Genomic DNA, 22,747 nt, shown 5'->3' with positions numbered 1-22,747 from the left:
CGCAAATTTCGGGTTGACTATTACGCATGCTGAAATAACAGTTCCATGATGCGGAATGTAGTGGTGCGCTGCGGCCGGGAATGGCCCGTGCGTCCCTCTGCATCGGGGCAGCCCCTTATCCGCATAGCCGACGCCATGGATGCCAGCATTTGCACGAGGGATGTTCAAGCATGCAGCTTGCCGTATTCAACGGGGCGGACCGCGCGGAAGTCACCGCGGCACTTCGCCCCTGCATCGACGTCCGGCGCTGGGTGGACCAGATCGCCGACGCACGCCCGTTTGCCAGCAGCGAGGCCCTGCTGGACTTCGCCCGCAACGCCGCCAGCCCGTTCACTCCCGACGAGGTGGAAGCCGCCATGGCCCACCACCCGCGGATCGGGGAACGGCCCACGGCTTCCACCACCGAGGCCTCCATGTCCCGCTCGGAGCAGGCAGGCGTGGATCCTGCGGACCAGGCGATCACCACGGCACTCGCCGAAGGCAACCGTGCCTATGAGCAAAAGTTCGGCCGGGTGTTCCTGATCCGTGCGGCCGGGCGGACCGCTCCCGAAATCCTGGCAGCCCTGCACGAGCGCCTCAACCACACTGCCGAAGAAGAAGACGCCATAGTGGCCCAGCAGCTGCGCGAAATCGCCCTGCTCCGGCTCGAAGGAGTGATCAGCGAATGACCGTTTCACAGGTGACCACCCACATCCTGGACACCGGGGCCGGGCGCCCGGCTGCCGGCGTCGCCGTCGTACTTTACGCGCGCGACGGCGGCAGCTGGAACCTCGTTGCTTCGGGCACCACGGATGCGGACGGCAGGGCGAAGGACCTTGGTCCGGAACTCCTGCCGGCCGGGACCTACCGGCTGAACTTTGCCACGGGCGCCTACTACGAGGGCCTGGGCACCGCCACGTTCTTCCCGGAAGTGGACCTGGTATTCACCGTGTCCGACGCCGGCGAGCACTACCACGTGCCGCTGCTCCTCAGCCCGTTCGCCTACTCGACGTACCGCGGCAGCTAGGGGACGCCCGGGGCGGCCAACCCACTCAACCCCGGGCAGTAGGCTAGATGGCATGGCTTCTGAAGACACCCCCGCCGAACGGCGCGAAATCACCGTGCGCCGGGCACCCAAATACGTGCCGTTCCTCATACTCGGCGGAATCGTGGGCATCATCGTTGCGGCAGTCATCGCGTTTGCCCTGCCCGGGGACCCGAGCTACGAACCCAGCTCCGTCTTCGGCTTCTTTATGGTCCTTTTCGGCGCCGGCGGCGTGATTCTGGGCGCCATTGTTGCCCTCCTGCTGGACCGGCTCAGCGTCCGCCGCGCCGAGCACGCCGTCGTCGAGGCCGTCCCGGAGACCGACTCCGGCAACGACCCGGACGACGGCGGGGACAGCGGCCCCCAGGCCGGCCGTCAGTCATAATCGGGCGGCCGGGAAAGTCCTACCCCATCACGTGAGATAATCGACCAGTGGCACGCGGCGATGGAAAACTTTCTCATGATCTTCTCCCTGGCGAAAAAGGCCCTCAGGACGCTTGCGGCGTCTTCGGGGTCTGGGCACCAGGTGAAGAAGTAGCAAAACTCACCTATTACGGGCTGTATGCATTGCAGCACCGCGGTCAGGAGTCGGCTGGTATAGCAACCAGCGACGGCAAGCGGATCAACGTCTATAAGGACATGGGCCTCGTATCCCAGGTCTTCGACGAGACCACGCTGAACACCCTGACCGGGCACCTGGCCGTCGGCCACTGCCGCTATTCCACTACCGGCGCCAGCCACTGGGCCAATGCCCAGCCCACGCTTGGCGCTACCGCCACGGGAACCGTGGCACTGGCCCACAACGGCAACCTCACCAACACTGCCGAGCTCAACGCCATGATCAACGACCGCAACGGCGGCCAGCTCAGCGGCGAAATGAAGCAGGGCAACACCTCGGACACCGCCCTGGTCACGGCGCTGCTGGAGGGCGAGGAGGGCAAGTCCCTCGAACAGACAGCCATCGAGCTGCTGCCCAAGATCAAGGGCGGCTTCTGCTTCGTCTTTATGGACGAAGGCACCCTCTATGCGGCGCGCGACACCTACGGCATCCGCCCGCTGGTCCTCGGCCGGCTGGAGCGCGGCTGGGTTGTCGCCTCCGAGCAGTCGGCCCTGGCCACTGTGGGCGCAAGCTTCATCCGCGAAATCGAACCCGGCGAATTCATCGCCATCGACGAGGACGGCGTACGGTCCCAGCGCTTTGCGGAGCCGACGCCGGCGGGTTGCGTTTTCGAGTACGTGTACCTCGCCCGTCCGGACGCAGCCATCGCGGGACGCTCGGTGTACGAATCCCGCGTGGAGATGGGCCGCCAGCTGGCCCGCGAAAACACCCAGGAAGCGGACATCGTCATCCCGGTCCCGGAGTCCGGCACCCCGGCCGCCGTGGGCTACGCCGAGGAATCCGGCATTCCCTTCGCCCACGGCTTCGTGAAGAACTCCTACGTGGGCCGCACGTTCATCCAGCCCTCCCAGACGCTGCGCCAGCTGGGCATCCGGCTCAAGCTCAACGCCCTCGAGTCCGTGATCCGCGGCAAGCGTGTTGTGGTGGTGGATGACTCGATCGTCCGCGGCAACACCCAGCGCGCCATCGTCCGGATGCTCCGCGAAGCCGGTGCCGCCTCGGTGCATGTGAAGATCTCCTCCCCGCCCGTGCAGTGGCCCTGCTTCTACGGCATCGACTTCGCTTCCCGCGCAGAGCTGATCGCCAACGGCGCCACCATCGAGGAAATCTCCCAGGCCATCGGCGCCGACTCGCTGGCCTACATTTCCGAAGACGGCATGATCGACGCCACGCGTCAGCCGCGCGAGCGGCTCTGCACCGCCTGCTTCACAGGCAAGTACCCCATCGAACTGCCCGGCGCGGACAAGCTCGGCAAGAACCTGCTGGAGCGCACGGACCTCGGCGGCCTCCCTGCTGCCGGATCCGCCGCCGGCGCCCCGGCATCCGCCGCCGTAGCCGTGGACTCCGACGAGGATCCGGCCGGCAAGCCCGGCGCCACGGGCTGCGACCCGGGACCGGACGCCGAGTTCGAGAACCTGCTGACCGACGCCGACCGTCTGACCGCTGACAAGAAAGAGTCCGTATGACTTCCGCATCTTCCTCCGCCCAGAACGCCGGCATCACGTACGCCTCCGCCGGTGTTGACGTCGAAGCGGGAGACCGCGCCGTTGAACTGATGAAGGACGCCGTCAAGGCCACCCATAATTCTTCGGTGATCGGCGGAGTGGGCGGCTTTGCCGGCCTCTACGACGTTTCGAAGCTCCTCACTTACAAGCGGCCGCTGCTGGCCACGTCCACGGACGGTGTGGGCACCAAGGTGGCCATCGCCCAGGCTATGGACATCCATGACACCATCGGCTTCGACCTCGTGGGCATGGTGGTGGACGACATCGTGGTGGTGGGTGCCGAGCCGCTGTACATGACGGACTACATCGCCTGCGGCAAGGTTGTTCCCGAGCGCATCGCGGACATCGTCCGCGGCATCGCCGCAGCCTGCTCCGTGGCCGGCACCGCCCTGGTGGGCGGCGAAACCGCCGAACACCCCGGCCTGCTGGGCGAGCACGAGTACGACGTCGCCGGCGCAGCCACCGGTGTTGTTGAGGCCTCCGACCTGCTGGGCCCGGACCGCGTCCGCGCCGGCGACGTGGTGATCGGCATGGCCTCCTCCGGCCTGCACTCGAACGGCTACTCCCTGGTGCGCCGCGTCATCAACCACGCCGGCTGGGCACTGGACCGCCAGGTGTCCGAACTCGGACGCACGCTGGGCGAGGAACTGCTCGAACCCACCCGCGTCTACGCAGCTGACTGCCTGGACCTGGCCCGCACCTTCCCGGTGAACGGATCCGCGGCCGGCAAGGCAGTCCACGGTTTCAGCCACGTCACCGGCGGCGGACTCGCGGCCAACCTGGCCCGTGTCCTTCCCCAGGGCCTCATCGCCACGGTGGACCGCGCCACGTGGGAACTTCCCGCCATCTTCAAGCTGGTCTCGGAGCTGGGCAACGTCCCGCTGGCCGACCTCGAGCGCACCCTGAACCTGGGCGTGGGCATGGTGGCCATCGTCTCCCCCGAGGCGGCGGACGCCGCCGTGAACCGCCTTAACGACCGCGGCCTGCCGTCCTGGATCATGGGCACCGTAGAGGAGAACTCGGACTCCATCGTGAAGTCCGGCCCGGACTACGTCCAGGGCGCCAAGGGTGTTGACGGCGGCGCAGTCCGACTGGTGAACTCCTACGCCTAAGGCCTTTAAACCCTCATCGAGTGCTCCGCAACCGCCGTTTAGCAGGTCCATAACGGCAGTTGCGGAGCACTCGATGCGTTTAAACCTCCAGCAGGCTGAATATGCCGCCCTGCGGGTCGCTCAGCGTAGCCACCCTGCCGGCGTCCTCGTCGTCGCCGTCCCGCTCCGGTTCGACCAGGACGACGGCGCCAGCGGCCACCGCGGCGGCCACCGCCTCCGCGATGCTGCCGACGCCGAAGTAGACCTGCCAGCCAGCCTTTAGGGCCTGGTCTTCAGTGTCGGCACCCGCGCCTGCTCCCGCATCCGCGTCCGCGCCCGCGTCCGCCGCCTCGTCATCTTCCTCGTCCTCCAGCGGCAGTGGCGCGATCCCGGCCACCTCCGCGCCGTCCACCATCAGGGTGGTGTACGTTCCGCCGTCGTCCTGCGGGTATTCGGTCACCTCGTGCCCGAACAGCTGCTGGAAGAAGGCGACGGCGGCCTGCGGTTCGGGAGTCAGCAGTTCCGCCCAGGCAAGGGCGCCGGATTCGTTGTACCTTGCCGTACCGGTGTGCGTTCCCGGCTGCCACACCCCGGTGGTGCCGCCGCCGGGCGGCGCCAGGAACACCATGACGCCGGTGTCCTCCACCTCCTCGGGGCCGAACTCCACCGTGCCGCCCGCATGCGGCGTTTCGTCCACGACGGCTCCGGCATCGGCGACAGCAAAGTAGATGTTCCACTGCGCCGCCGTGCCGGAGGACTCCTGCTGAGGGTTCTGGGGCGCAATGACCGTGATGAGGTCGTCGTCCAGATAGGCCTTGGAATAGCTGCGCCCGTCCGGTGTTGGCAAGTCCTCGAAGCGCCAGCCGAACACGGCGGCGTAGAAGGCCTTTGCCGCCTGCACATCCTTGGTCTGCAGATCCGTCCAGCAGATCTCGCCTGCGTTGAAGGTGGTGCGTCCGGTCATAAAATCATTTCCCTTCGACCCTAAATTCGAACCGCCGCCGGACCGGCAGCGGGACAGCCCACGATCAACCTAGTACGGGGCTACGGCACTGACAACATCCCGCCGCAGGAGGACAATGGCGGCTAAGACGGTCCGCCGCAGCCGAGTCGCCGAAGGACCGCCGGAACGGAGTGAGCCATGGCCGGCCGGGTGGACATTAACGGGCACCCCACCTGGGTGGAGGACCGCGGAGGCAACGCGGAGCCGCTCCTGCTGCTGCACGGCGGCCTGGGCAACAGCGACGATCTGCTCAACAGCATTGGTCCGGGGCTGTCGGACGGTTTCCGCGTCCTGGCCTTCGACCGGCGCGGTCACGGCTATACCGCGGACACGGACGCGGACTTCCATTACTCGGACATGGCGGACGAGACGATCGGCGTGCTGGAGAAAGTGGTGGGCGGGCCGGCCCACCTGGTCGGGTGGAGCGACGGCGGCATCATTGCACTGATCGTGGCGCTTCGCCGCCCGGACCTGGTGCGGAAGCTTGTGGTGGTGGGCGCAAACTACCACTTCGAGGGCATTGCCCCCGTGGAGCTGGACCCGGGCTCCGCCGTGCCGCAGGAACTTGGCAAAGCCTATATCGCGCGGTCCCCGGACGGTCCCGGGCATCTGGACGTCGTGATGAACAAGAGTTTCCGGATGGTCGCTTCGGAGCCCACCCTGTCCACGGCGGACATCGCCCGGATCAGCATGCCGGTGCTCGTTGTGGCGGGCGACGACGACCTGGTGACGCTGCCGCACACAGTGTCCCTGTACGAGGCCCTGCCGAATGGCGAATTGGCGGTGATTCCGGCAGCTTCGCACGGGCTTCCCCTGGAGCAGCCGGAAGTGCTCAACCGAGTCATCCTTGCTTTCCTGGCCGCCACTGGTCCGCCACGGACGCTGATGCCGATTCGGCGGGCCAAAACGCCCCAGGAGTGACGACAGAAAGGCCCGTCAGGGCACACCGGAAGCCGGCGCGGCCTGACGGGCCCAATATCTGAGGTCAGCACCCGGGGTGCTGGAAAAGAAGAGCCGAAGAGCCGTACGGATCACTGTGGTGAATGGTACGACGGCGGCACGCCACTGAGTGCCTTACGGCACGTTCAGTGGGCGACAACTAACCGATTCGACGGGTGTCAACCTCGTCGTCGTCGTCTTCCAAATCGTCCGCGTACTTATCCACATAAGCCGAATAATCCGGTTCGACCGGCTCACTCGAGAAACGGCTCGGTGCACGACCCTCAGTGCTCTTGAGCTCACGCTGAAGCGCAGAGTAGTCGGTGTTCGGGGAATAGTACTTAATATCCCGAGCCTGCTTGGTAGCTTTTGCCTTTTGACGGCCGCGCCCCATGGCGTGACCCCCTTTTGTACTCGGACCGGAGGTGGTCACCATTGGCGTTAGTGAGGCCCCGGAATGTTTGGTCAATTTGTCGTACACCTAGATTACATGCTTTCAGCGGTAACTGCGCCCCGGATCGGGCCCCCGGGAAACACTCGCCACGTTTATGCAGGTCCGGACCGTCTCCGGTCCGCAGATTTTCTTCGGTAGAGTCGTTTGGGCGACTCCAGGCGGGCGGCCCACCGGCGGCCCTCATCCAAGGAAAAAGCCAGGATTACGACGCCGGGAAGGGTGAATCTTCACGTGAATGACCAGAACGGAACGGACACAGGGAACCAAGAGACATCCCCGCGCGCCGGAATGCCACCGGTCGTCCCCCCGCCGCCTTCCCGGCCGCCAACCAGCAGCCTCCCCGTCCTGCCGCCCGCCGTCACTGATGTCACAGACGAAACAGACGTCACAAACAAAACAGTCGAGCCGGACGTCACAGTCGACGCAGACAACAAGCCGGCCCCGAAAGCCGGCGAGCCGCCGCAGACCCTGTTCAAGATCGGCTTCGTGGTGGCCGGGCTCGTGTTCCTGAGCCTGCTCACGTGGTGGCTGGCCACCCTGATCGCGAGCGGGAATGAGCAGGCCGCCAACCAGCCCCCGGCCGCTGCCGTGTCGGAGTCAACATCGCCGTCCGCGCAGCCGACCCGCGGCGACCTTCCGCAGGACGGCGTGAGCGCGCTGGACTACCAGCGGGGCGACTGCTTCGAGAACTTCGATCCGGAAGCCACGGAGTCACGGGTGGTGGCGTGCACCACCGGCCACTCGGCCCAGCTGGTTGCCGTGTACCGGTTCCCGGAATCGGACTCCTACCCGGGCATTGCCGCACTGCGCGAGAAGGGCCGCGAGATCTGCCAGGACGCCGGACTCACCGACGCCGTGGCCAACTACGTCCTCATGCAGCGCAACGCCTACCCGAGCGACACCAGCTGGGAGCAGGGCGACCGGCGGGTTGACTGCTATGTCACCGCGGACAAGGGCAATATCATCATGGAATCCCTCATCCCCTAGTCCTTCCGCCGCACGGACAGCCCGCTGCCGGCGAGGGCACCGCCGTCGCGCTGCTGGCGCTCCAGGCTCGCGATGGTGAGTTCGTCGACGTCGGCCGCGGTATCCACCAGCACAGTGTCCCCGTCGGCGATGTCGCCGGCCAGGATGGCCTTGGCCAGCCGGTCGCCGATTTCGCGCTGCACCAGCCGGCGCAGCGGCCGGGCGCCGTAGGCGGGATCGAAGCCCGTCATGGCCAGCCAGGCGCGGGCACCTTCGGTGACTTCCAGCTCGAGGCGGCGGTCATGCAGCCGCTTGCCGAGTTCTGCCACCTGGAGTTCCACGATCCGGGCCAGCTCCTCGACGTCCAGAGCATCAAACAGCACCACTTCGTCCAGCCGGTTCAGGAATTCCGGCTTGAATGACGCGTGCACCGTGGCCATCACGGCACTGCGCTTGGCGTTGGCATCCAGCGTCTGGTCCACCAGGAACTGGCTGCCCAGGTTGGAGGTCAGCACCAGGATCACGTTGCGGAAGTCCACGGTGCGGCCCTGGCCGTCGGTGAGGCGGCCGTCGTCGAGCACCTGCAGGAGGATGTCGAACACCTCCGGGTGGGCCTTCTCCACTTCGTCCAGGAGCACCACGGAGTACGGACGACGGCGGACGGCTTCCGTCAGCTGACCGCCTTCCTCGTAGCCCACGTAGCCGGGAGGGGCACCCACCAGCCGCGCCACGGAGTGCTTCTCGCCGTACTCGGACATGTCGATCCGCACCATGGCGCGTTCGTCGTCGAACAGGAAGTCCGCAAGGGCCTTCGCCAGCTCGGTCTTGCCCACGCCGGTGGGACCCAGGAACAGGAAGGACCCGGTGGGCCGGTTGGGGTCGCTGATGCCGGCGCGCGCACGGCGAACGGCGTCCGAGACCGCGGTGACGGCCTTCTTCTGGCCGATCAGCCGCCGGCCGAGCTCCTCCTCCATGTGCAGCAGCTTCTGGCTCTCGCCCTGCAGCATGCGTCCGGCCGGGATGCCGGTCCAGGCGGAAATCACCTCGGCGATGTCACCCGCCGTGACTTCATCGGCCACCATGAGTTCCTGCTTCGCGCCGCCGCCTGCCACCCGGGCGGACTCAGCCTCGGCAGCGGCGGACAACTCGCGCTCCAGTGCGGGCAGTTCGCCGTAAAGGATGCGGGAGGCAGCAGCGAGGTCCCCTTCGCGCTGGTACTTCTCCGCAGCCGAACGCAGCTCGTCGATCCGGGCCTTGAGGTCACCCACGTGGTTGAGGCCGGCCTTCTCCGCTTCCCAGCGCGCGTTCAGCGCCGAGAGCGCTTCCTTCTTGTCCGCCATGTCCGCCCGCAGCGCGGCGAGGCGCTCCACGGACGCGGCGTCCTTCTCATTGGCCAGGGCCAGTTCCTCCATGGTCAGCCGGTCCACCTGGCGCCGCAGCTGGTCGATCTCCTCCGGCGCGGAATCAATCTCCATGCGCAGCCGGGACGCCGCCTCGTCCACGAGGTCGATCGCCTTGTCCGGCAGCTGACGGCCCGAGATGTAGCGGTTGGAGAGCGTCGCGGCAGCCACCAGGGCGGAGTCCGCGATGGACACCTTGTGGTGTGCCTCGTAGCGTTCCTTCAGGCCGCGGAGGATGCCGATGGTGTCGTCCACGCTGGGCTCGCCCACGAACACCTGCTGGAAGCGGCGCTCCAGGGCGGGGTCCTTTTCGATGTTCTCGCGGTATTCGTCCAGTGTGGTGGCGCCGATCAGGCGCAGCTCACCGCGGGCCAGCATGGGCTTGAGCATGTTGCCGGCGTCCATGGAGCTGTCCCCGGAGGCGCCTGCGCCCACCACAGTGTGGAGTTCGTCGATGAAGGTGACGATCTGCCCCTCGGAGCTCTTGATCTCCTCCAGGACGGCCTTCAGCCGTTCCTCGAACTCCCCGCGGTACTTGGCGCCGGCCACCATCGAGGCGAGATCCAGGGCGATCAGGGTCTTGCCGCGCAGGCTTTCCGGCACGTCGTTGGCGACGATCCGCTGGGCCAGGCCCTCGACGACGGCGGTCTTGCCGACGCCGGGCTCGCCGATGATCACCGGGTTGTTCTTGGTGCGGCGGCTCAGCACCTGGATGATGCGGCGGATCTCGGCGTCGCGGCCGATCACCGGGTCCAGCTTGCCGGAGCGGGCGATCGCGGTGAGGTCCGTGCCGAACTTCTCCAGGGCCTGGAAGGTGTTCTCGGGGTCGGCGTTGGTGACCTTGCGGTCCCCCCGGACACCCGGCAGGGCGGCGAGCAGGGCCTCGTGGGAGGCGCCGGCGTCGCGCATCAACTTCCCGACGGCGTCACTGCCGGCTGAGAGCCCCAGCAGCAGGTGCTCGGTGGAAACGAAGGTGTCGCCCAGTTTGTCGGCTTCGTTCTGGGCGTTCTTGATGGCCTGCAGGGCGGTGCGGGAAAGCTGGGCCTGCTGCACCGAGGTGCCGGACGACGCCGGCAGTGCTTTGATGGCGGTGCTGGCCTGGACGCTGACGGCGTCAGGATCGGCGCCGGTGGCGCGGAGGAGCGCGACGGCGACGCCCTCGCGCTGGTCCATCAGAGCCTTGAGCAGGTGGGCAGGCTCAACCTGGGGATTTCCTGCCGTGGAGGCATTCATGGCTGCTGCCGAAAGAGCCTCCTGGCTCTTGGTGGTGAACTTGGCGTCCAAAGAGAGCTCCTTTCGGGGATAGATCAACTCTTAAAGTTGAGTGTACATGACTCAACTTTGCCGGACGTGGCCTCTAGGTCCATGTTTGCCGACGGCGAAATGGCTGTCTAGGGGCGATCGACCCCCGCCCCCGGGCGGGGCATCCCTGGCGGGGCATCCCTGGCGCGGCAGGCCGGGCGGCAGGTTGCTAGTCGGCGCCGACGCCAGTGACCAATGTGATCCAGCCCAGGTGGCGGGAGACGGCAGCGTGGTCGTTGTAGAAGCCGGTGAAACTGGAGGGAGCCCCCCTCGGCAGGACGCTCGACGTCGACAACACACCCGCCAGCTTTCCTCCGACGATGAGGGGGCCGCCGGAGTCCCCCGCCAGCGGGTGCCCTGTCTGCGATTGCGTCCGCACGGACAAACCGCCAAAAGCGTCCGAGCCCCGTCCTGACACCTTTACGCCGGCAGCCTTGACCTGGGGGGACATGGCCCCGGCCCCCTCCGTCTCGTCACCCCAGCCGAACACGCGCGCGTCCGATCCTGCCGCCGGGAACGTTCGGGACAGGCCGGCATAGGTTCCGGGGTGCGGGGTGGAGAGCTTGAGCAGCAGCACGTCACCCACGGGCGACGGGTAGCGGGCAGCAATGGTCCGGACCACGCCCCCGGCACCGAGGGAGGGAGTGTCCAGGCGGACGGAGTGAAGGCTGGCAGAGTCGCAGTGCCTGGCAGTGATCACCCAGCTGGCTGAAATCTGGCTGCCCGTGCAGGCCACCCTGGTGCCGGCGGTGTCGTAGGCGATCTGCACCGCGAAGGGGGCCTCGGCGATGGAAACCGTCTCGCCGCCAGCAATGTCCGTCCCGCCGCGCGACGGTCCGGCGGCGCCCGGGTCGGGCGTACCCGAAGCCGGGAGCGCCGTCAGCGATAGGAGAAGCAGAGCGGCAGCCATGACCCGCAAAGCGCGGAGAATCCGGGCCTTCAGGCGGCAACGCATTTTCATATGGTAGGACGCCGGCCGCGGAAACGTTAGCCCTCACGCAACAAGCCCGGCCCGGACACGCAGGAGGGCGGCTCCCCCAAGGAACCGCCCTCCGGCTGGTGTGGCCGGCGCATCGCAGTGCACCTTCCCCACAGAGACTTCTCTGGTGGACCGCCGCCCGCCGCGAGGCGGGCAGACGGTCCGGTGACGACACTACAATGCATTTGCCGGCATGTCACGAAGATGACAAAAGCAGTCATACGGCCGTGGGTATTGTGGGAGCCATGGAGCACACCCAGGACGCCGGCACCCCCACCACCCAGCACATCTTCATCGACAAGGAGAGCCCGGCCGTCTGGCGGGCGCTGAACGGGCTCGGCCTGAAAGCACGCGAAGCCGCCGATGAAGCCGGCATCAGCAGGGCCCTGACCGAACTGCTCAACGTCCGCATTTCGCAGATCAACGGCTGCGCCTACTGCCTGAACATGCACGTTGCCGATGCCCTCAAAAAGGGTGAAACCACCCAGCGGCTCGCGGTGCTGGCCGCCTGGCGGGACACCGCACTGTTTACGGAGCAGGAGCGCGCGGCCCTGGCGCTGGCGGAGTCCATCACCACCCTTCCGGACGCCCACACCCGCGAACGGGAGGACGCCTACGCCCGGCAGCACCTTAACGCGGCCGAGTACTCGGCCGTGAGTTGGCTGGTGATTACGATGAACGCCTTCAACCGCGTATCCATCACCAGCCAGCACCCCGTGCGGCGCGAAGCCAAGGAACAGCCGGCCGCGCAGGGCTAACCACGCAGGGCTGACCAAGCAGGCTGACCAAGCAAGGCTGACGTTAGGCCGGGTAGACGGCCACTGCGGCCGCCTTGATCACGAAGTAGACAGTCATGCCCGGCGCAAGCCCCAGGTCCGCAGAGGCGGCCGGTGTGATGTCGGCGGACATCCCGCCGGCCCGGACCCGGATCTGGTCGCCGTGCTGTTCCAGGTCCGTGACTGTGACGGGGAATGAGTTCCGGGGGCTGCCGTGCGCTTCGCTCAGGAACACGGAGACGGCCGACGGCGGGAACGCGGCAACGCCGGGCTGCCCGCCCGTGTTTGGCGTGCCAGATCCCGCCGGAAAGAGCTCCTCGTCCTGGTGGCCGGCCACCTCGAGACCCCCTGTTGTCCGGATGCCGGCGGCGGTGATGGTTCCGGGAATGAGGTTCAGCCCCGCCAGCCCGGCGGCAAACCGGCTCCGGGGCCGCTGCAGGACCTGCCGGGTGGGCCCTTCCTCGGCAATTCTGCCCCCTTCGAGGATGACCACCCGGTCGGCAAGCATCATGGCGTCCAGGACGTCGTGGGTGATGATGATGGCGCGACGCCCGGCCAGGACCTTCTTCAGGAGCCTCCGGAGCAGCGGCGCCGCGTGGATGTCCAGTGCCGCCATGGGCTCGTCCAGCAGCAGCACTTCAGGGTTGGCCGCAAGGGCCCTGGCCACCGCCACACGCTGGGCCTGGCCGCCGGAGAGTTCCGCTGGCCGCCGGGCCGCGAGGTCCCCGGCATCCACCGCAGCCAGCCACTCACGGGCCGACTCCCGGGCCGCCCTCCTGGCCGTTCCGGCGCTGCGGGGCCCGAAGGCCACGTTTTCCAAGGCGGTGAGGTGCGGGAACAGCAGTGGCTCCTGCGCGAGGAGTGCCGTGCGGCGGTGGTGCGGCGCGGTCCAAACGCTGGCTCCGCCGTCGAGGTCGAACAGCACTTTTCCATCGATGACGGCACGGCCGGAATCGGGCCGCAGCAGTCCGGCAATGACGCTGAGGAGGGTGGATTTGCCGGCCCCGTTGGGGCCAAGGACCGCAACCGTTTCGCCCGGCGCGAGGCTCAGGCCGACGTCGAAACCGCGGGCGCCCACGGTTGCCTGCATGCGAAAGCTCACCGGGCACCGTCCAGTCGTCCGCCGGCTGCGCCGCCCGCCGGGGCACTGCGCTGGTCCGGCCGTCCCGGGCGCCGGTACGTCAGTCCCACCACCGTCACGGCCACGGCCACCAAGACCAGGGAAAGCGCGACGGCGGCGTCGGCGTCCGTTTCACGCTGCAGGTAGATTTCCAGCGGCAGGGTCCGGGTCACCCCTTGCAGGCTCCCGGCGAAAGTGAGCGTCGCGCCGAATTCGCCCAGGCTCCGCGCGAAGGACAGCACGGCCCCGGAGGCCAGGCCGGGCAGCACCAGCGGCACGGTGACGCGTCGCAGAACGGTGGTGGGCCGGGCACCGAGGGTGGCGGCCACCGCCTCGTACCGGCCGCCGGCGGTGCGCAGCGCACCCTCCAGGCTGACCACGAGGAACGGCAGTGCCACGAAGGTCTGCGCGAGCACCACCGCCGTCGTCGAAAACGCAATCTGGATCCCGGCGGCCTCAAGGCTCCGGCCCAGCAATCCTTGTCGACCGAAGGTGTACAGGAGGGCGATGCCGCCCACCACCGGCGGCAGCACCAGCGGCAGCAGCACAAAGGCACGCAACAGGCGCTGGCCCGGGAAGCTCGAACGCGCCAGGACGAGGGCCAGCGGCACGCCAAAAACAATGCACAGCGCGGTGCTCGCCGCCGAGGTCCGCAGGCTGAGACCGAGCGCCGTCAGAGACGATTCGGACGTGACCAGCGGGATGAACTGCGGCCAGTTGACGCGGGCGGCCATGGCCGCCAGCGGAAGGAGCACGAACACTGCGCCCGCCGCGGCGATGGCGTAGACCCAGCGCGGGACTCCGTGGTATCCGCTTCCCCGTCCCCGATTCATGGTCTCCTTACGGTGCTCCGAAACCGGCGTCGGCGAGGGTCTTCCTGCCTTCGGCACCGGTCACCTGGGCGATGAAGGCGGCGGCGAGTTCCTTGTTCCTGCTCGAGCCTACTGTGGCGATGGGATACGTGTTGACGGCCTTGCCGGCTTCCGCGAACGGGATTCCCTTCACCTTGTCCCCGGTGCCCTTGACGTCCGTGATGTACACCAGGCCGGCGTCGGCTTCACCGGAGGTCACTTTGCCCAGCACGTCCGTGACTGACGATTCCTCACTGACCGGCGACAGGGTGACGCCGGCGGCCTTTTCCACGGCGTCCGATGCTGCCCCGCACGGGACCTGGCTGGCGCAGACAACCACCTTGACTCCCGGCTTGGCGAGGTCGGCGAAGGACGCGATCGACGCCGGGTTGGAGGGCGGGACGGCGATCTGCAGGGTGTTCGTGGCGAAGTTCGCCGCCGCCCCTTCGAGGAGTCCGGCGTCGGCAAGCTTGCCCATGTTTTTGGTGTCCGCCGAGGCAAAGACGTCAGCGGGCGCACCTTGGGAGATCTGCGTGGCCAAGTCCGAGGAGCCGGCGAAGCTGAGCGTCACCTTGGTTCCGGGGTTCTTGGCTTCAAAGTCGCTGGCGAGCTTGGTGAACGTGGCCTTGAGCGAGGCCGCGGCGAAAACGGTAAGGGTCCCGGAGAGTTGCCCGGCCGTCTCCGAGGATCCGGCACCCGCAGTGCCGGTCGACGTTGACGCTGACGGAGCGCAGGCACCCAGCCCGAGAGTAAGCGCGGAGGCCGCCAGCAGCGCGGTGGTACGCGGAATCCAGGACTTCACACGATGCTCTTTCCCTGTGGCGTTTCAATGATCACCGTGGTGGCCTTGACGACAGCCGTGGCAATGGACCCGAGCTCCAGACCCAGCTCCCGCACGGCTTCGCTGCTCATCAGCGACACCACCCGGAACGGCCCGCACTGCAGTTCGACCTGGGCCATAACCTTGTCCGCAGTGATTCCGGTGACCAGGCCGACGAACCGGTTGCGGGCCGAACTGCCCACCCTGGTGGGATCCTCCGGAAGCTGGGCCTGGTCGCGGGCCAGGGTGGCAAGCTCGAACCCGTCAACAGCAAGGCGGCCGGTTTCGTCCTTCACGGGCGTGAGGCTTCCGTTCTCGGTCCAGCGGCGGACGGTGTCGTCACTGACACCCAGGAACCTGGCTGCTTCGGCAATTCGAATGGTTGGCATTTCTTCAGAATAACCTCATTTGCGGATCAACAGGGTCAATTTGTCCGCAAGTACTGAACCAATGCGGACTCGTTCCGGAACCGACGATCCGCACCGCGGGCATCGGCTGGCGTGAACCATAGCCCCGCCGCCAGCTGCGGCAGTACGATTTCCGGTGGGGGCGGAGCCGCCAGCGCCGAGGAGCGTTGCCATGAAATGGATCAGGCCTGACAGTCCGGACTATGACGAATCCCGGAAACTTTTCAACGCGATGATCGACCGTCGCCCGGCCGTCATTGCGCAATGCAGCACCCCCGGCGAGGTGGCCGAGGCATTGAAGCATGCCCGCGACAACGAACTGGCCGTGGCTGTCCGTGCCGGCGGGCACTCCGTGGCCGGAATGTCCATGAACGACGGCGGCCTGGTGGTGGACGTGCGTCCCATGAAATCGGTCAGTGTGGATCCGGACAACCGCACCATCACGGCAGGCGCCGGCCTCACCTGCGGGGAGTTTGACCGTGCTACCCAGGAATACGGCCTCGCCCTGACCGGAGGCCGCGTCTCCACCACAGGACTGGCCGGCTTCACGCTGGGCGGCGGCTCCGGCTGGCTGGAACGGGCCTTCGGATTCGCCTGCGACCATCTGATCTCGGTGGACCTGGTCACCGCCGCCGGCGAACTGGTGACCGCCAGCGCCAGCGAGAACCCCGAACTGTTCTGGGCCCTGCACGGCGGAGGCGGAAACTTCGGCGTGGCCACATCCTTCACCTTCGGACTGCATGAGCTGGGGCCGAAAGTTCACGCCGGCCTGATGATCTGGCCCGGGGAGGCCGCCACCGAAGTCAGCCGCGGATATCGGGAGCTTGCCCTCGCCGCCCCCAACGAGGAATGCGCTACCCTGCTCTATTTCACCGCCCCGCCCGAGCCGTTCATGCCGCAGGAGATGGTGGGAAAGATGGCCCTTGGCGTGGTGTACATCTATGCCGGCGACGCCGGTGAAGGCGCCGAGCGGGCCAAGCCGTACCGCGCGCTGAACCCTGCGGTGGATCTGGTGGAGGATACCAACTACGCCGACTTCCAGTGCTCGCTCGATGACCCTCCCGGCCTGTACAACTACTGGAGCGCCGACTACCACAACGAACTTTCCGACGACGCCCTGGACATCATCATTGATTCGGCGCGCAAGCTGCCCGGCCAGCACTCCCAGCAGCTGATCGCACACTGGGGAGGCGCAGTGGGCGGACCTGCCGCGGCAGCCACGCCCCTGCTAAACCGCAATGCGAGCTGGGTCAGCCACCCCTTCGGCCTTGGCGAGACACCGCAGGAGGGTGACGAGGCCAGGTCGTGGGTGAAGGATTTCCGCCACGATATCGCGCCCCATGCCACCGGCGGGGTGTGGTTGAACTTCATCGGCGACGAAGGCCAGGCCCGGGTCCGCGCAGCATTCGGGGATGAGAACTTCACCAGGATGTCCCGGGTCAAACGGGAATTCGATCCGGACAATGTGTTCCGCGGCAACCAGAACATCCCGCCCGCCCCGGAGTAGGTCGGATAGCCCGGAGTGCGGCATGGACAGGCACGTTCTCCGCCACGGGCGTCGACCACCTTCGACGCCCCTAGTCAGGGCATCCACCTCTCAGCATCTGAAGTATTTGTTTCGTCGTGGGACCTGTCTCGGGTCGATGTGGGGTGGCGGGATGAACCAGGGTATTCCGGTTTTGACGTGGATCTGCCACTGTTTTTTGTGGATCAGATGGTGGTGATGGCTGCACAAGAGCGTGCCGTTGTCTGCGCTGGTGGTTCCGCCGCGTGACCAGTAGGTGATGTGGTGGGCTTCGCACCAGGGTGCCGGGATGGTGCAGCCCGGGAACGCGCAGCCTTGGTCGCGGGCGGTGAGGGCTTTGCGGATGTGCGGCGGAAAGACCCGGGTGGTGCGGCCGAGGTCGAGGATGCGCCCCTGGCTGCCGAGGAGGACGGGGATGATGTCGGCGTCGCAGGCGATTTTGCGGACGGTGGCGGGCGTGACGGGGCCGGTGAACGTGAAGGAGCCCGTGCCGGGGATGCCTGTGACGGGGATGCCGGTGGTGGCGGTGCCTTGGCCGGTGCCTGAAGTCTCGGCGGGGTGTTCGGAGTTGTCCAGCCGGGCCAGGAGGTCGCGGTAGTCGATGGTGACCATGACCTGGGGCCGGAGCCCGCCCGCGGCCGGGAGTGTGCCGGTGGTCAGTCCTGCTTTAACCGCGCCGACGAGACCGTCCAGGAGCTGCTGCGGGCGGGTCCGCTGGTCCAGATCCTCCACGTCATCCCCGGCGCTGCCCTCACCAGCGCGGGTGCGGGGGTTGGTGGCGGTGTTCATCGCCGTCAGCAGGTGCTCGGATTGCTCGGTGGTGGCGAAGATTTCCATCCGCTGCAATCCCCGGCGGGGCTGGCGGATGAACACACCCTGGCGGTGCCGGAGCTCGGTTTCGGTGGGTTCGGACCCGTCCTGGTCGATCGCCTCCGTCCACTGCCGGGCGACCCGGGCGACGAAGTCGGTGTCGTGCTCCACCGCAGCGCGGGTCAGGGCATGTTCCATCCGGCCGGTAACTTCCGCATCCGCGTGGTGGCCAACCCTGTCCAGGGCGAGAGTGATGATGGTCGCGGACCGCGACGCGACGGTCCCTGCAGCGACGGCGCCGGCGAGTTCGGGCCGTTCCGGTGGTTGGGTGTGCCCGGTGATCCCGGTCCGCGGCAGCACCGCCCCGGCCAGCGCGAGCCGGCGGCGGGCTTCGCCGGCACCAATCCGGAGCCTCAAACGGAGGAACTCGGTAGTGTTCCGGCAGCCGTCATCCGCCGGGTCCGGCTCGCCGGGGACCAGAGCCTCGGTACTCACTGCCGTTTTGGCACCCTGGCTGGTGCCGGTTTGGCTGGTGTCCGCTTCGCTGGTGGCCCAGCCGATGGGACCGTGCACGGCGGTCGCTTCGCCCCACCCGGTGGTCCAACCAACCCCGGACCCCGAGCCAGCCCGCGCGGCAGCACTGGCGTCGCTCCGGGCCCGGTCCACGGCCCCGGCCGCAACGACCTGCATGTATTCCATATTCCGGGAGAACTCCTCGAGCCCGGCGGCAAAGTCAGCCGCTTCCCGGAAGCCCATCACCCCGGTGTCCTCGACCGCCGTCGAACCGGCACGCTTGAACAGCTCAAGGCTCCGGGCCAAGTCACCGATGCTGCCGACGTCGGACGCTAACGCCTCCGGGCGCCGTGGTGCGCCCGGCGCACTCCGCAGACCGCGGCCCGAAATGGGGTGAACGACGGCAGCAGAAACGGCGGCAGCAGGCAATTTGACCCACCGCAGCGCCCCTCCTGCTACTGCGAGTTCCCCCAAGACCTCCATGGGATAACTCTGCCGCGGGGGTCCGACATTATTGATCGAACCGGTTCTCGATCGTGAACTTTGTATGGGGACAGTTCAGCCCCTTACGCAGGATGGCGCCGGGACAGGCCATTGATGACCGTTTTCAGCTGCGCCAGTACAGCCTTGACGTTCGCCCTTTCGAGGGTTTCGGGACGGGCCAGGCAATCGATATGCCGGACGGGCGCGGCATGGGACAGCGGCCGGAGAACTAGTTCCGGGTATCGGCTGATGTCGGTGGTGTACCGGGGCATCAGTGCGATGCAGTCACTGGCGGCCACCACGGCTGCGGCGACGGAGAAATCGTTGATGCGGTGGCGAATATCCGCTTCTGCTCCTCCGATTGCCGCGATCTGGTGGATGGCGCTCTCGAGCGGGAAGCCCTGGTGGACGGCCACCCATGACGCTGCACGGAGGTCATCCGGGCCGATCACTTCGTGGTCCGCCAGCCTGTGGTCCTTGCGAAGAACGAGGTCCAAAGGTTCGAACAACAGGTGTTCAAAACGTACTGATGCGGGCCACGCAGGGCTTCCTGCGAGCCTGTGGGCTATCACCAGGTCGTGTTCCTGCGTGAGGCCGGCAAATTCTTCCTGGGCCACATCGAAGTCGCCCAAGATGATTCGGGGCTGGCCCGGCGAACTAAGGGTGTCCAGGAGCGGGCCAAAGAAGGCCAGCGCCGCACTGTGAAAAGCGACGACGGACACGGCTCCCTGCGGTTCACTTTGAAACGTCGCGACTGCGTGCTCTGCACGTTCAAATGCGATCTCCACGTCTACCGCCGCGGCAGCCAACGCCTGCCCTGCGTCTGTCAGGGCCGTCCGCCTCCCGTCCTTGTACGTCAACGGTGCCGGGAAGCGGCGTTGTAGGGCGCTGAGCTGCTGTGACACTGACGAAGGGGTGACGTGAAGGGCTGCTGCCGCAGCGGCGATACTGCCACGGTCCCCTAACTCCCTCAGAGCGCGAAGCTGACCCAGTTCCATTAGCCAAAACTAATGCATTACAGACAAAATCAACATCTAGTACTAACTGGTCTGGCGGGGCACGATGAACAGATGCCTCCTCTACTAATGCGCTTCCGCGTCGACTTACTGCTGCTCCTGGTAGCCATGTCCTGGGGATCGACGTATCTCGTTGCCAAGGAACTCGTGGCTGTTGAGACCGTGATCGCCCTGCTGGCCGTGCGGATGTTGCTCGCCGCCGCGCTGATGGCAGCAATTATTGGAGTGCGACGCAAGCGCATCACGTCTGCCGAGCTAGCCGTCGGCATTCCCATCGGGATCCTGCTCGGGGCAGTCTTCGCGCTCGAAACGTTCGGGATCGCCCACACTTCTGCGACCAACGCGGGGCTCATCATCAGCCTGACGATAGTTCTCACCCCGCTCGTGGAGTCCATCGTGTGCCGCCGCCGGCTGCCAGCACAGTTCTTCGTCGCAGCCGTGCTTGCCATCGCCGGCGTGATCCTGCTGGCCGGAAACGGCTCATTTGACCCGCCAGGGCCCGGGGACCTGCTCGTGCTGGGCGCTGCCGCCGTCCGCGCCATCCACGTCGTCACCATGCACAAGCTCACGAGCGGACAGGCTCTGGACTCCTTGCACCTGACAACCGTCCAGCTTGGAACGTGCGCCCTACTCTTCACTGCCGGAACCGCGGCCTACGGAGAATCCATTCCCCAGTACCTCACCCGGTTGGATCCCGGCCAAGGAACTTTATTCCTCTACCTGGTCTTGGTCTGCACTGTGTTTGCTTTCTTCGTCCAGCTTTGGGCAGTCAGGCGCACGTCCCCATCCCGGGTCAGCCTTCTCCTCGGCACCGAACCCGTCTGGGCCGCCATCATCGGCATTACCTTCGCGCACGACGCCATCGGCATCACGGGACTCGCCGGCATCGGCCTCATCCTGATCGGAACAGCCTGGGGACGCTCCATAGAACAAAGGCCCAGCCGGAACCGCCGTGTACCCGACTCGAAGGACCTAATCCTGGAAAAGGACAATCTCACCGCACTGAAGTAGGCGTCGGCCCGCGGCACTAGAATTTCCCCCATGGCCGTTTACCTGGATCCGCCGCTCTGGCCAGCCCACGGAACCCACTTTTCGCACCTGATCTCGGACACGTCCCTGGACGAGCTGCACCGTTTCGCCGAGGCCGCCGGCATTCCGGAACGCGCGTTCGACGGCGACCATTACGACGTCTCCGAGGCCCGGTACGGGGCACTCGTGGAGGCCGGCGCCATCCCCGTGGAGGCGCGGGTCCTGGTCCGCAAGCTGATCGCGTGCGGTCTCCGCATTCCCGCCCGCGAGCGCGGCAAAGCCCTCAAGCTGCCCCTCTTGAACCGCTGGAACGCCGTGCTGCCGGGCCACGACGCCCTCTTCCTCGACCTCCTGGACCGCTGGGGCGAGGAGCACCGGAAGTACCACGGCCGCACCCACCTCCTGGCGGTCCTCGAAGCCCTGGACCTGCTCACCGAGCCGGCAGACCCTCCGCGCACCGTGGTCCTCGCCGCCTGGTTCCACGACGCCGTCTACCGCGGGATCGCGGGCCAGGACGAGGAGGAATCGGCGAGGCTGGCAGAGGACAGGCTCCTGCACGCCGGGCTGTCCGAGGACGAATCCTATGAAGTAGGCCGGCTGGTCCGGCTCACTGCCGACCACCGTCCCGAGACAGGGGACGACGACGGCGCCCTCCTCTGCGACGCGGACCTGTCGGTTCTCGGCGGCGAACCAAAGGCCTACGGCCGCTACCTCAGCGCCGTCCGGGAAGACTTCGCGCACATCGGCGACGCCGACTTCGCCGCCGGACGCGCCGCCGTCGTGCGTCATTTGCTGGAGCTGGATCCGCTGTTCAACACGGACCGCGGCCGTGAGCTCTGGCTGGACTCCGCGCGGCGCAACCTTAACGGCGAGCTCAACCCCGAATCCGGTCCCGCGTGAGCGAGGTCCAGGCCGCACACCGGCAGCTGCCGTTTACGGTCCGCTTCGAGTGGGGACTCGACGGCGCCATGGCCGTGGCGCCCGGAGCCGAACTGGCCGTGGTGGTGGATGTCCTGTGTTTCACCACGTGCGTGAGCGTCGCCGTGGAGCGCGGCGCTGAAGTGTTTCCCTACCGCTGGAAGGACGGCACGGCGGCAGGCTTCGCGGCCGGACGGCAAGCGGTGCTCGCCGGCCGGCGCGGCGGCAACGGGGTAAGCCTCTCCCCTGCCAGCCTGCGCACCGCGTCAACGCTGGACCGGGTGGTGCTTCCCTCGCCCAACGGATCGGCGCTTGCCCACTCCCTGGCCGGCGCGGTGCCGCGCGTCGCCGCAGTGTGCCTCCGGAATGCCCGCGCCACCGCCGACTGGGCCGCCCGGAACCTGCCGCCGGCCGCGGTGATCGCCGTTATCGCCGCGGGTGAAAAATGGCCCGACGGCGGACTCCGCCCCGCGCTCGAGGACCAGTTGGGTGCGGGTGCTTTCCTGGCGGCACTCCCCGGGCACCGCCGCGCCGGATTCTCGCCCGAAGCCCGGTGGGCCATGGACGCGTTCACCGCTGCGGAACCCGTGCTGGGCGACGCGCTGCTGGAATGCTCCAGCGGGCGGGAGCTCGTTTTCGGCGGTTACCAGGAGGACGTGGAGATCGCTGCGGAACTCAACGGGAGCACCGCCGTCGCACTTCTCGACGACGGCGCGTTCCGCCGTGCCTGACCGCGCGCCCGTAGGCGGCCGCCGGCCTTAGCGGTAGCTGGTGACGAACGGCCGGTCGGTGGGCACAATCTGCTTGCCGAGGGGCATCAGCGAAACGGGAATGAGCTTCAGGTTCGCGATGGCCAGCGGAATCCCGATGATGGTGATGGCCATGGCAAACGCCGTCACCACATGCCCGATCGCGATCCAGATGCCGGCGACCACCAGCCAGATCACATTGCCCAGGAGCGAGAACACGCCGTTGCCGCCCGGCTTGTCCACCACCATCCGGCCGAAGGGCCACAGCGTGTAGGAGGCAATCCGGAAGGACGCGATGCCCCACGGAATGGTCACGATGAGCAGGCAGCAGATGATGCCCGCGAAGAAGTACCCCAGCGCCAGCCAGAGTCCGCCGCATACCAGCCAAATGATGTTGAGCAATGTCTTCATAGGGCCATTCTCCCCCGCGCGCGCCCGATCGGGTGTC

The 22,747-nt window shown here is 67.1% G+C and carries 23 protein-coding genes; 12 read left to right on the top strand and 11 right to left on the bottom strand.

Translation table 11 applies throughout. The features are described 5' to 3' along the window. Positions 1-170 precede the first annotated feature (170 nt). Genes uraD through purM form a run of 5 tightly spaced genes read left to right on the top strand, consistent with a single transcriptional unit; the run spans position 171 to position 4,260 of the window. A complete protein-coding gene (uraD, locus tag AC6JAC_RS02580; RefSeq protein ID WP_028272622.1) occupies positions 171-668 on the top strand; it encodes a 2-oxo-4-hydroxy-4-carboxy-5-ureidoimidazoline decarboxylase in 498 nt (165 codons plus the stop codon). Next, positions 665-1,006, top strand: coding sequence for a hydroxyisourate hydrolase (gene uraH / locus AC6JAC_RS02575; protein WP_497963349.1), 342 nt, complete (start codon positions 665-667; stop codon positions 1,004-1,006). Before uraD ends, uraH begins: the two co-directional genes overlap by 4 nt. A gap of 52 nt (positions 1,007-1,058) precedes the next feature. Then, positions 1,059-1,409: a hypothetical protein gene (locus AC6JAC_RS02570; protein WP_028272620.1), complete on the top strand. Its 351-nt coding sequence runs from the start codon at positions 1,059-1,061 to the stop codon at positions 1,407-1,409. A 47-nt stretch (positions 1,410-1,456) separates the two neighbouring features. Then, positions 1,457-3,109 (top strand): amidophosphoribosyltransferase, encoded by a 1,653-nt coding sequence (gene purF, locus AC6JAC_RS02565; protein ID WP_454699617.1) that lies wholly within the window; start codon positions 1,457-1,459, stop codon positions 3,107-3,109. Further along, positions 3,106-4,260, top strand: a complete 1,155-nt coding sequence (purM, locus tag AC6JAC_RS02560; protein WP_497963348.1) for a phosphoribosylformylglycinamidine cyclo-ligase — start codon at positions 3,106-3,108, stop codon at positions 4,258-4,260. The genes purF and purM overlap by 4 nt, the downstream gene beginning before the upstream one ends. A gap of 79 nt (positions 4,261-4,339) precedes the next feature. Here purM and AC6JAC_RS02555 read toward each other — a convergent pair whose 3' ends face one another. Continuing rightward, positions 4,340-5,203 (bottom strand): VOC family protein, encoded by an 864-nt coding sequence (locus AC6JAC_RS02555; RefSeq protein WP_497963347.1) that lies wholly within the window; start codon positions 5,201-5,203, stop codon positions 4,340-4,342. Between the two features lie 177 nt (positions 5,204-5,380). Here AC6JAC_RS02555 and AC6JAC_RS02550 point away from each other — a divergent pair, with 177 nt between their 5' ends. Next, the gene (locus tag AC6JAC_RS02550; protein ID WP_497963346.1) at positions 5,381-6,163 is read left to right on the top strand and encodes an alpha/beta fold hydrolase; all 783 of its coding nucleotides are present in this window, start codon (positions 5,381-5,383) and stop codon (positions 6,161-6,163) included. A 178-nt stretch (positions 6,164-6,341) separates the two neighbouring features. On the opposite strand, the gene AC6JAC_RS02545 is transcribed toward AC6JAC_RS02550, so the two are convergent. Then, positions 6,342-6,575 carry a DUF3073 domain-containing protein gene (locus AC6JAC_RS02545; RefSeq protein WP_028272615.1) on the bottom strand — a complete coding sequence of 78 codons (234 nt, stop codon included), beginning with the start codon at positions 6,573-6,575 and terminating at the stop codon, positions 6,342-6,344. A 348-nt stretch (positions 6,576-6,923) separates the two neighbouring features. Between AC6JAC_RS02545 and AC6JAC_RS02540 the strand changes: the two genes are divergently transcribed. Further along, entirely contained in the window at positions 6,924-7,622 is a 699-nt protein-coding gene (locus AC6JAC_RS02540; RefSeq protein ID WP_497963345.1) for a septum formation family protein, read from the top strand. Here AC6JAC_RS02540 and clpB read toward each other — a convergent pair. Further along, a complete protein-coding gene (gene clpB / locus AC6JAC_RS02535) occupies positions 7,619-10,285 on the bottom strand; it encodes an ATP-dependent chaperone ClpB (protein WP_497963344.1) in 2,667 nt (888 codons plus the stop codon). The genes AC6JAC_RS02540 and clpB overlap by 4 nt on opposite strands. Before the next feature lie 187 nt (positions 10,286-10,472). Then, entirely contained in the window at positions 10,473-11,258 is a 786-nt protein-coding gene (locus AC6JAC_RS02530) for a S1 family peptidase (protein WP_497963343.1), read from the bottom strand. 269 nt (positions 11,259-11,527) lie between these two features. Between AC6JAC_RS02530 and AC6JAC_RS02525 the strand changes: the two genes are divergently transcribed. Next, entirely contained in the window at positions 11,528-12,040 is a 513-nt protein-coding gene (locus AC6JAC_RS02525; protein ID WP_347895958.1) for a carboxymuconolactone decarboxylase family protein, read from the top strand. A gap of 43 nt (positions 12,041-12,083) precedes the next feature. Here the strand turns inward: AC6JAC_RS02525 and AC6JAC_RS02520 are convergent, their stop codons facing one another. Genes AC6JAC_RS02520 through AC6JAC_RS02505 form a run of 4 tightly spaced genes read right to left on the bottom strand, consistent with a single transcriptional unit; the run spans position 12,084 to position 15,238 of the window. After that, a complete protein-coding gene (locus AC6JAC_RS02520) occupies positions 12,084-13,160 on the bottom strand; it encodes a sulfate/molybdate ABC transporter ATP-binding protein (RefSeq protein WP_497963342.1) in 1,077 nt (358 codons plus the stop codon). After that, complete coding sequence (locus tag AC6JAC_RS02515; RefSeq protein WP_497963341.1) at positions 13,157-14,011, bottom strand: ABC transporter permease; 855 nt, start codon at positions 14,009-14,011, stop codon at positions 13,157-13,159. Before AC6JAC_RS02515 ends, AC6JAC_RS02520 begins: the two co-directional genes overlap by 4 nt. Before the next feature lie 7 nt (positions 14,012-14,018). Continuing rightward, on the bottom strand, positions 14,019-14,831 hold the full coding sequence (modA, locus tag AC6JAC_RS02510; protein ID WP_497963340.1) for a molybdate ABC transporter substrate-binding protein: 813 nt from the start codon (positions 14,829-14,831) through the stop codon (positions 14,019-14,021). Continuing rightward, the gene (locus AC6JAC_RS02505) at positions 14,828-15,238 is read right to left on the bottom strand and encodes a TOBE domain-containing protein (RefSeq protein ID WP_028272609.1); all 411 of its coding nucleotides are present in this window, start codon (positions 15,236-15,238) and stop codon (positions 14,828-14,830) included. The genes modA and AC6JAC_RS02505 overlap by 4 nt, the downstream gene beginning before the upstream one ends. A gap of 190 nt (positions 15,239-15,428) precedes the next feature. On the opposite strand from AC6JAC_RS02505, the gene AC6JAC_RS02500 reads away from it, so the two are divergent. Continuing rightward, positions 15,429-16,763, top strand: coding sequence for an FAD-binding oxidoreductase (locus tag AC6JAC_RS02500; protein WP_497963339.1), 1,335 nt, complete (start codon positions 15,429-15,431; stop codon positions 16,761-16,763). Positions 16,764-16,853: 90 nt separating this feature from the next. Here AC6JAC_RS02500 and AC6JAC_RS02495 read toward each other — a convergent pair whose 3' ends face one another. Together AC6JAC_RS02495 and AC6JAC_RS02490 are read right to left on the bottom strand one after the other, a co-directional pair. Continuing rightward, positions 16,854-18,587, bottom strand: coding sequence for an HNH endonuclease signature motif containing protein (locus AC6JAC_RS02495; RefSeq protein WP_497963338.1), 1,734 nt, complete (start codon positions 18,585-18,587; stop codon positions 16,854-16,856). 83 nt (positions 18,588-18,670) lie between these two features. Further along, on the bottom strand, positions 18,671-19,585 hold the full coding sequence (locus AC6JAC_RS02490; protein ID WP_028272807.1) for a LysR substrate-binding domain-containing protein: 915 nt from the start codon (positions 19,583-19,585) through the stop codon (positions 18,671-18,673). Positions 19,586-19,657: 72 nt separating this feature from the next. Here AC6JAC_RS02490 and AC6JAC_RS02485 point away from each other — a divergent pair, with 72 nt between their 5' ends. The 3 genes from AC6JAC_RS02485 to AC6JAC_RS02475 are packed head-to-tail and all read left to right on the top strand — an operon-like array spanning position 19,658 to position 22,281. Continuing rightward, positions 19,658-20,614, top strand: a complete 957-nt coding sequence (locus tag AC6JAC_RS02485; RefSeq protein ID WP_497963337.1) for a DMT family transporter — start codon at positions 19,658-19,660, stop codon at positions 20,612-20,614. Positions 20,615-20,644: 30 nt separating this feature from the next. Beyond that, positions 20,645-21,532, top strand: a complete 888-nt coding sequence (locus AC6JAC_RS02480; RefSeq protein ID WP_497963336.1) for a DUF4031 domain-containing protein — start codon at positions 20,645-20,647, stop codon at positions 21,530-21,532. Then, positions 21,529-22,281, top strand: a complete 753-nt coding sequence (locus AC6JAC_RS02475; protein WP_497963335.1) for a 2-phosphosulfolactate phosphatase — start codon at positions 21,529-21,531, stop codon at positions 22,279-22,281. Before AC6JAC_RS02480 ends, AC6JAC_RS02475 begins: the two co-directional genes overlap by 4 nt. A gap of 27 nt (positions 22,282-22,308) precedes the next feature. Here the strand turns inward: AC6JAC_RS02475 and AC6JAC_RS02470 are convergent, their stop codons facing one another. Continuing rightward, entirely contained in the window at positions 22,309-22,710 is a 402-nt protein-coding gene (locus tag AC6JAC_RS02470; RefSeq protein ID WP_028272804.1) for a YccF domain-containing protein, read from the bottom strand. Between the last annotated feature and the right edge of the window lie 37 nt (positions 22,711-22,747).

The sequence above is a fragment of the Arthrobacter sp. KUASC02 genome (assembly GCF_059739395.1).
Note: the sequence above shows the minus strand (reverse complement) of the source record. Positions and strands in the feature narration are given on the sequence as shown.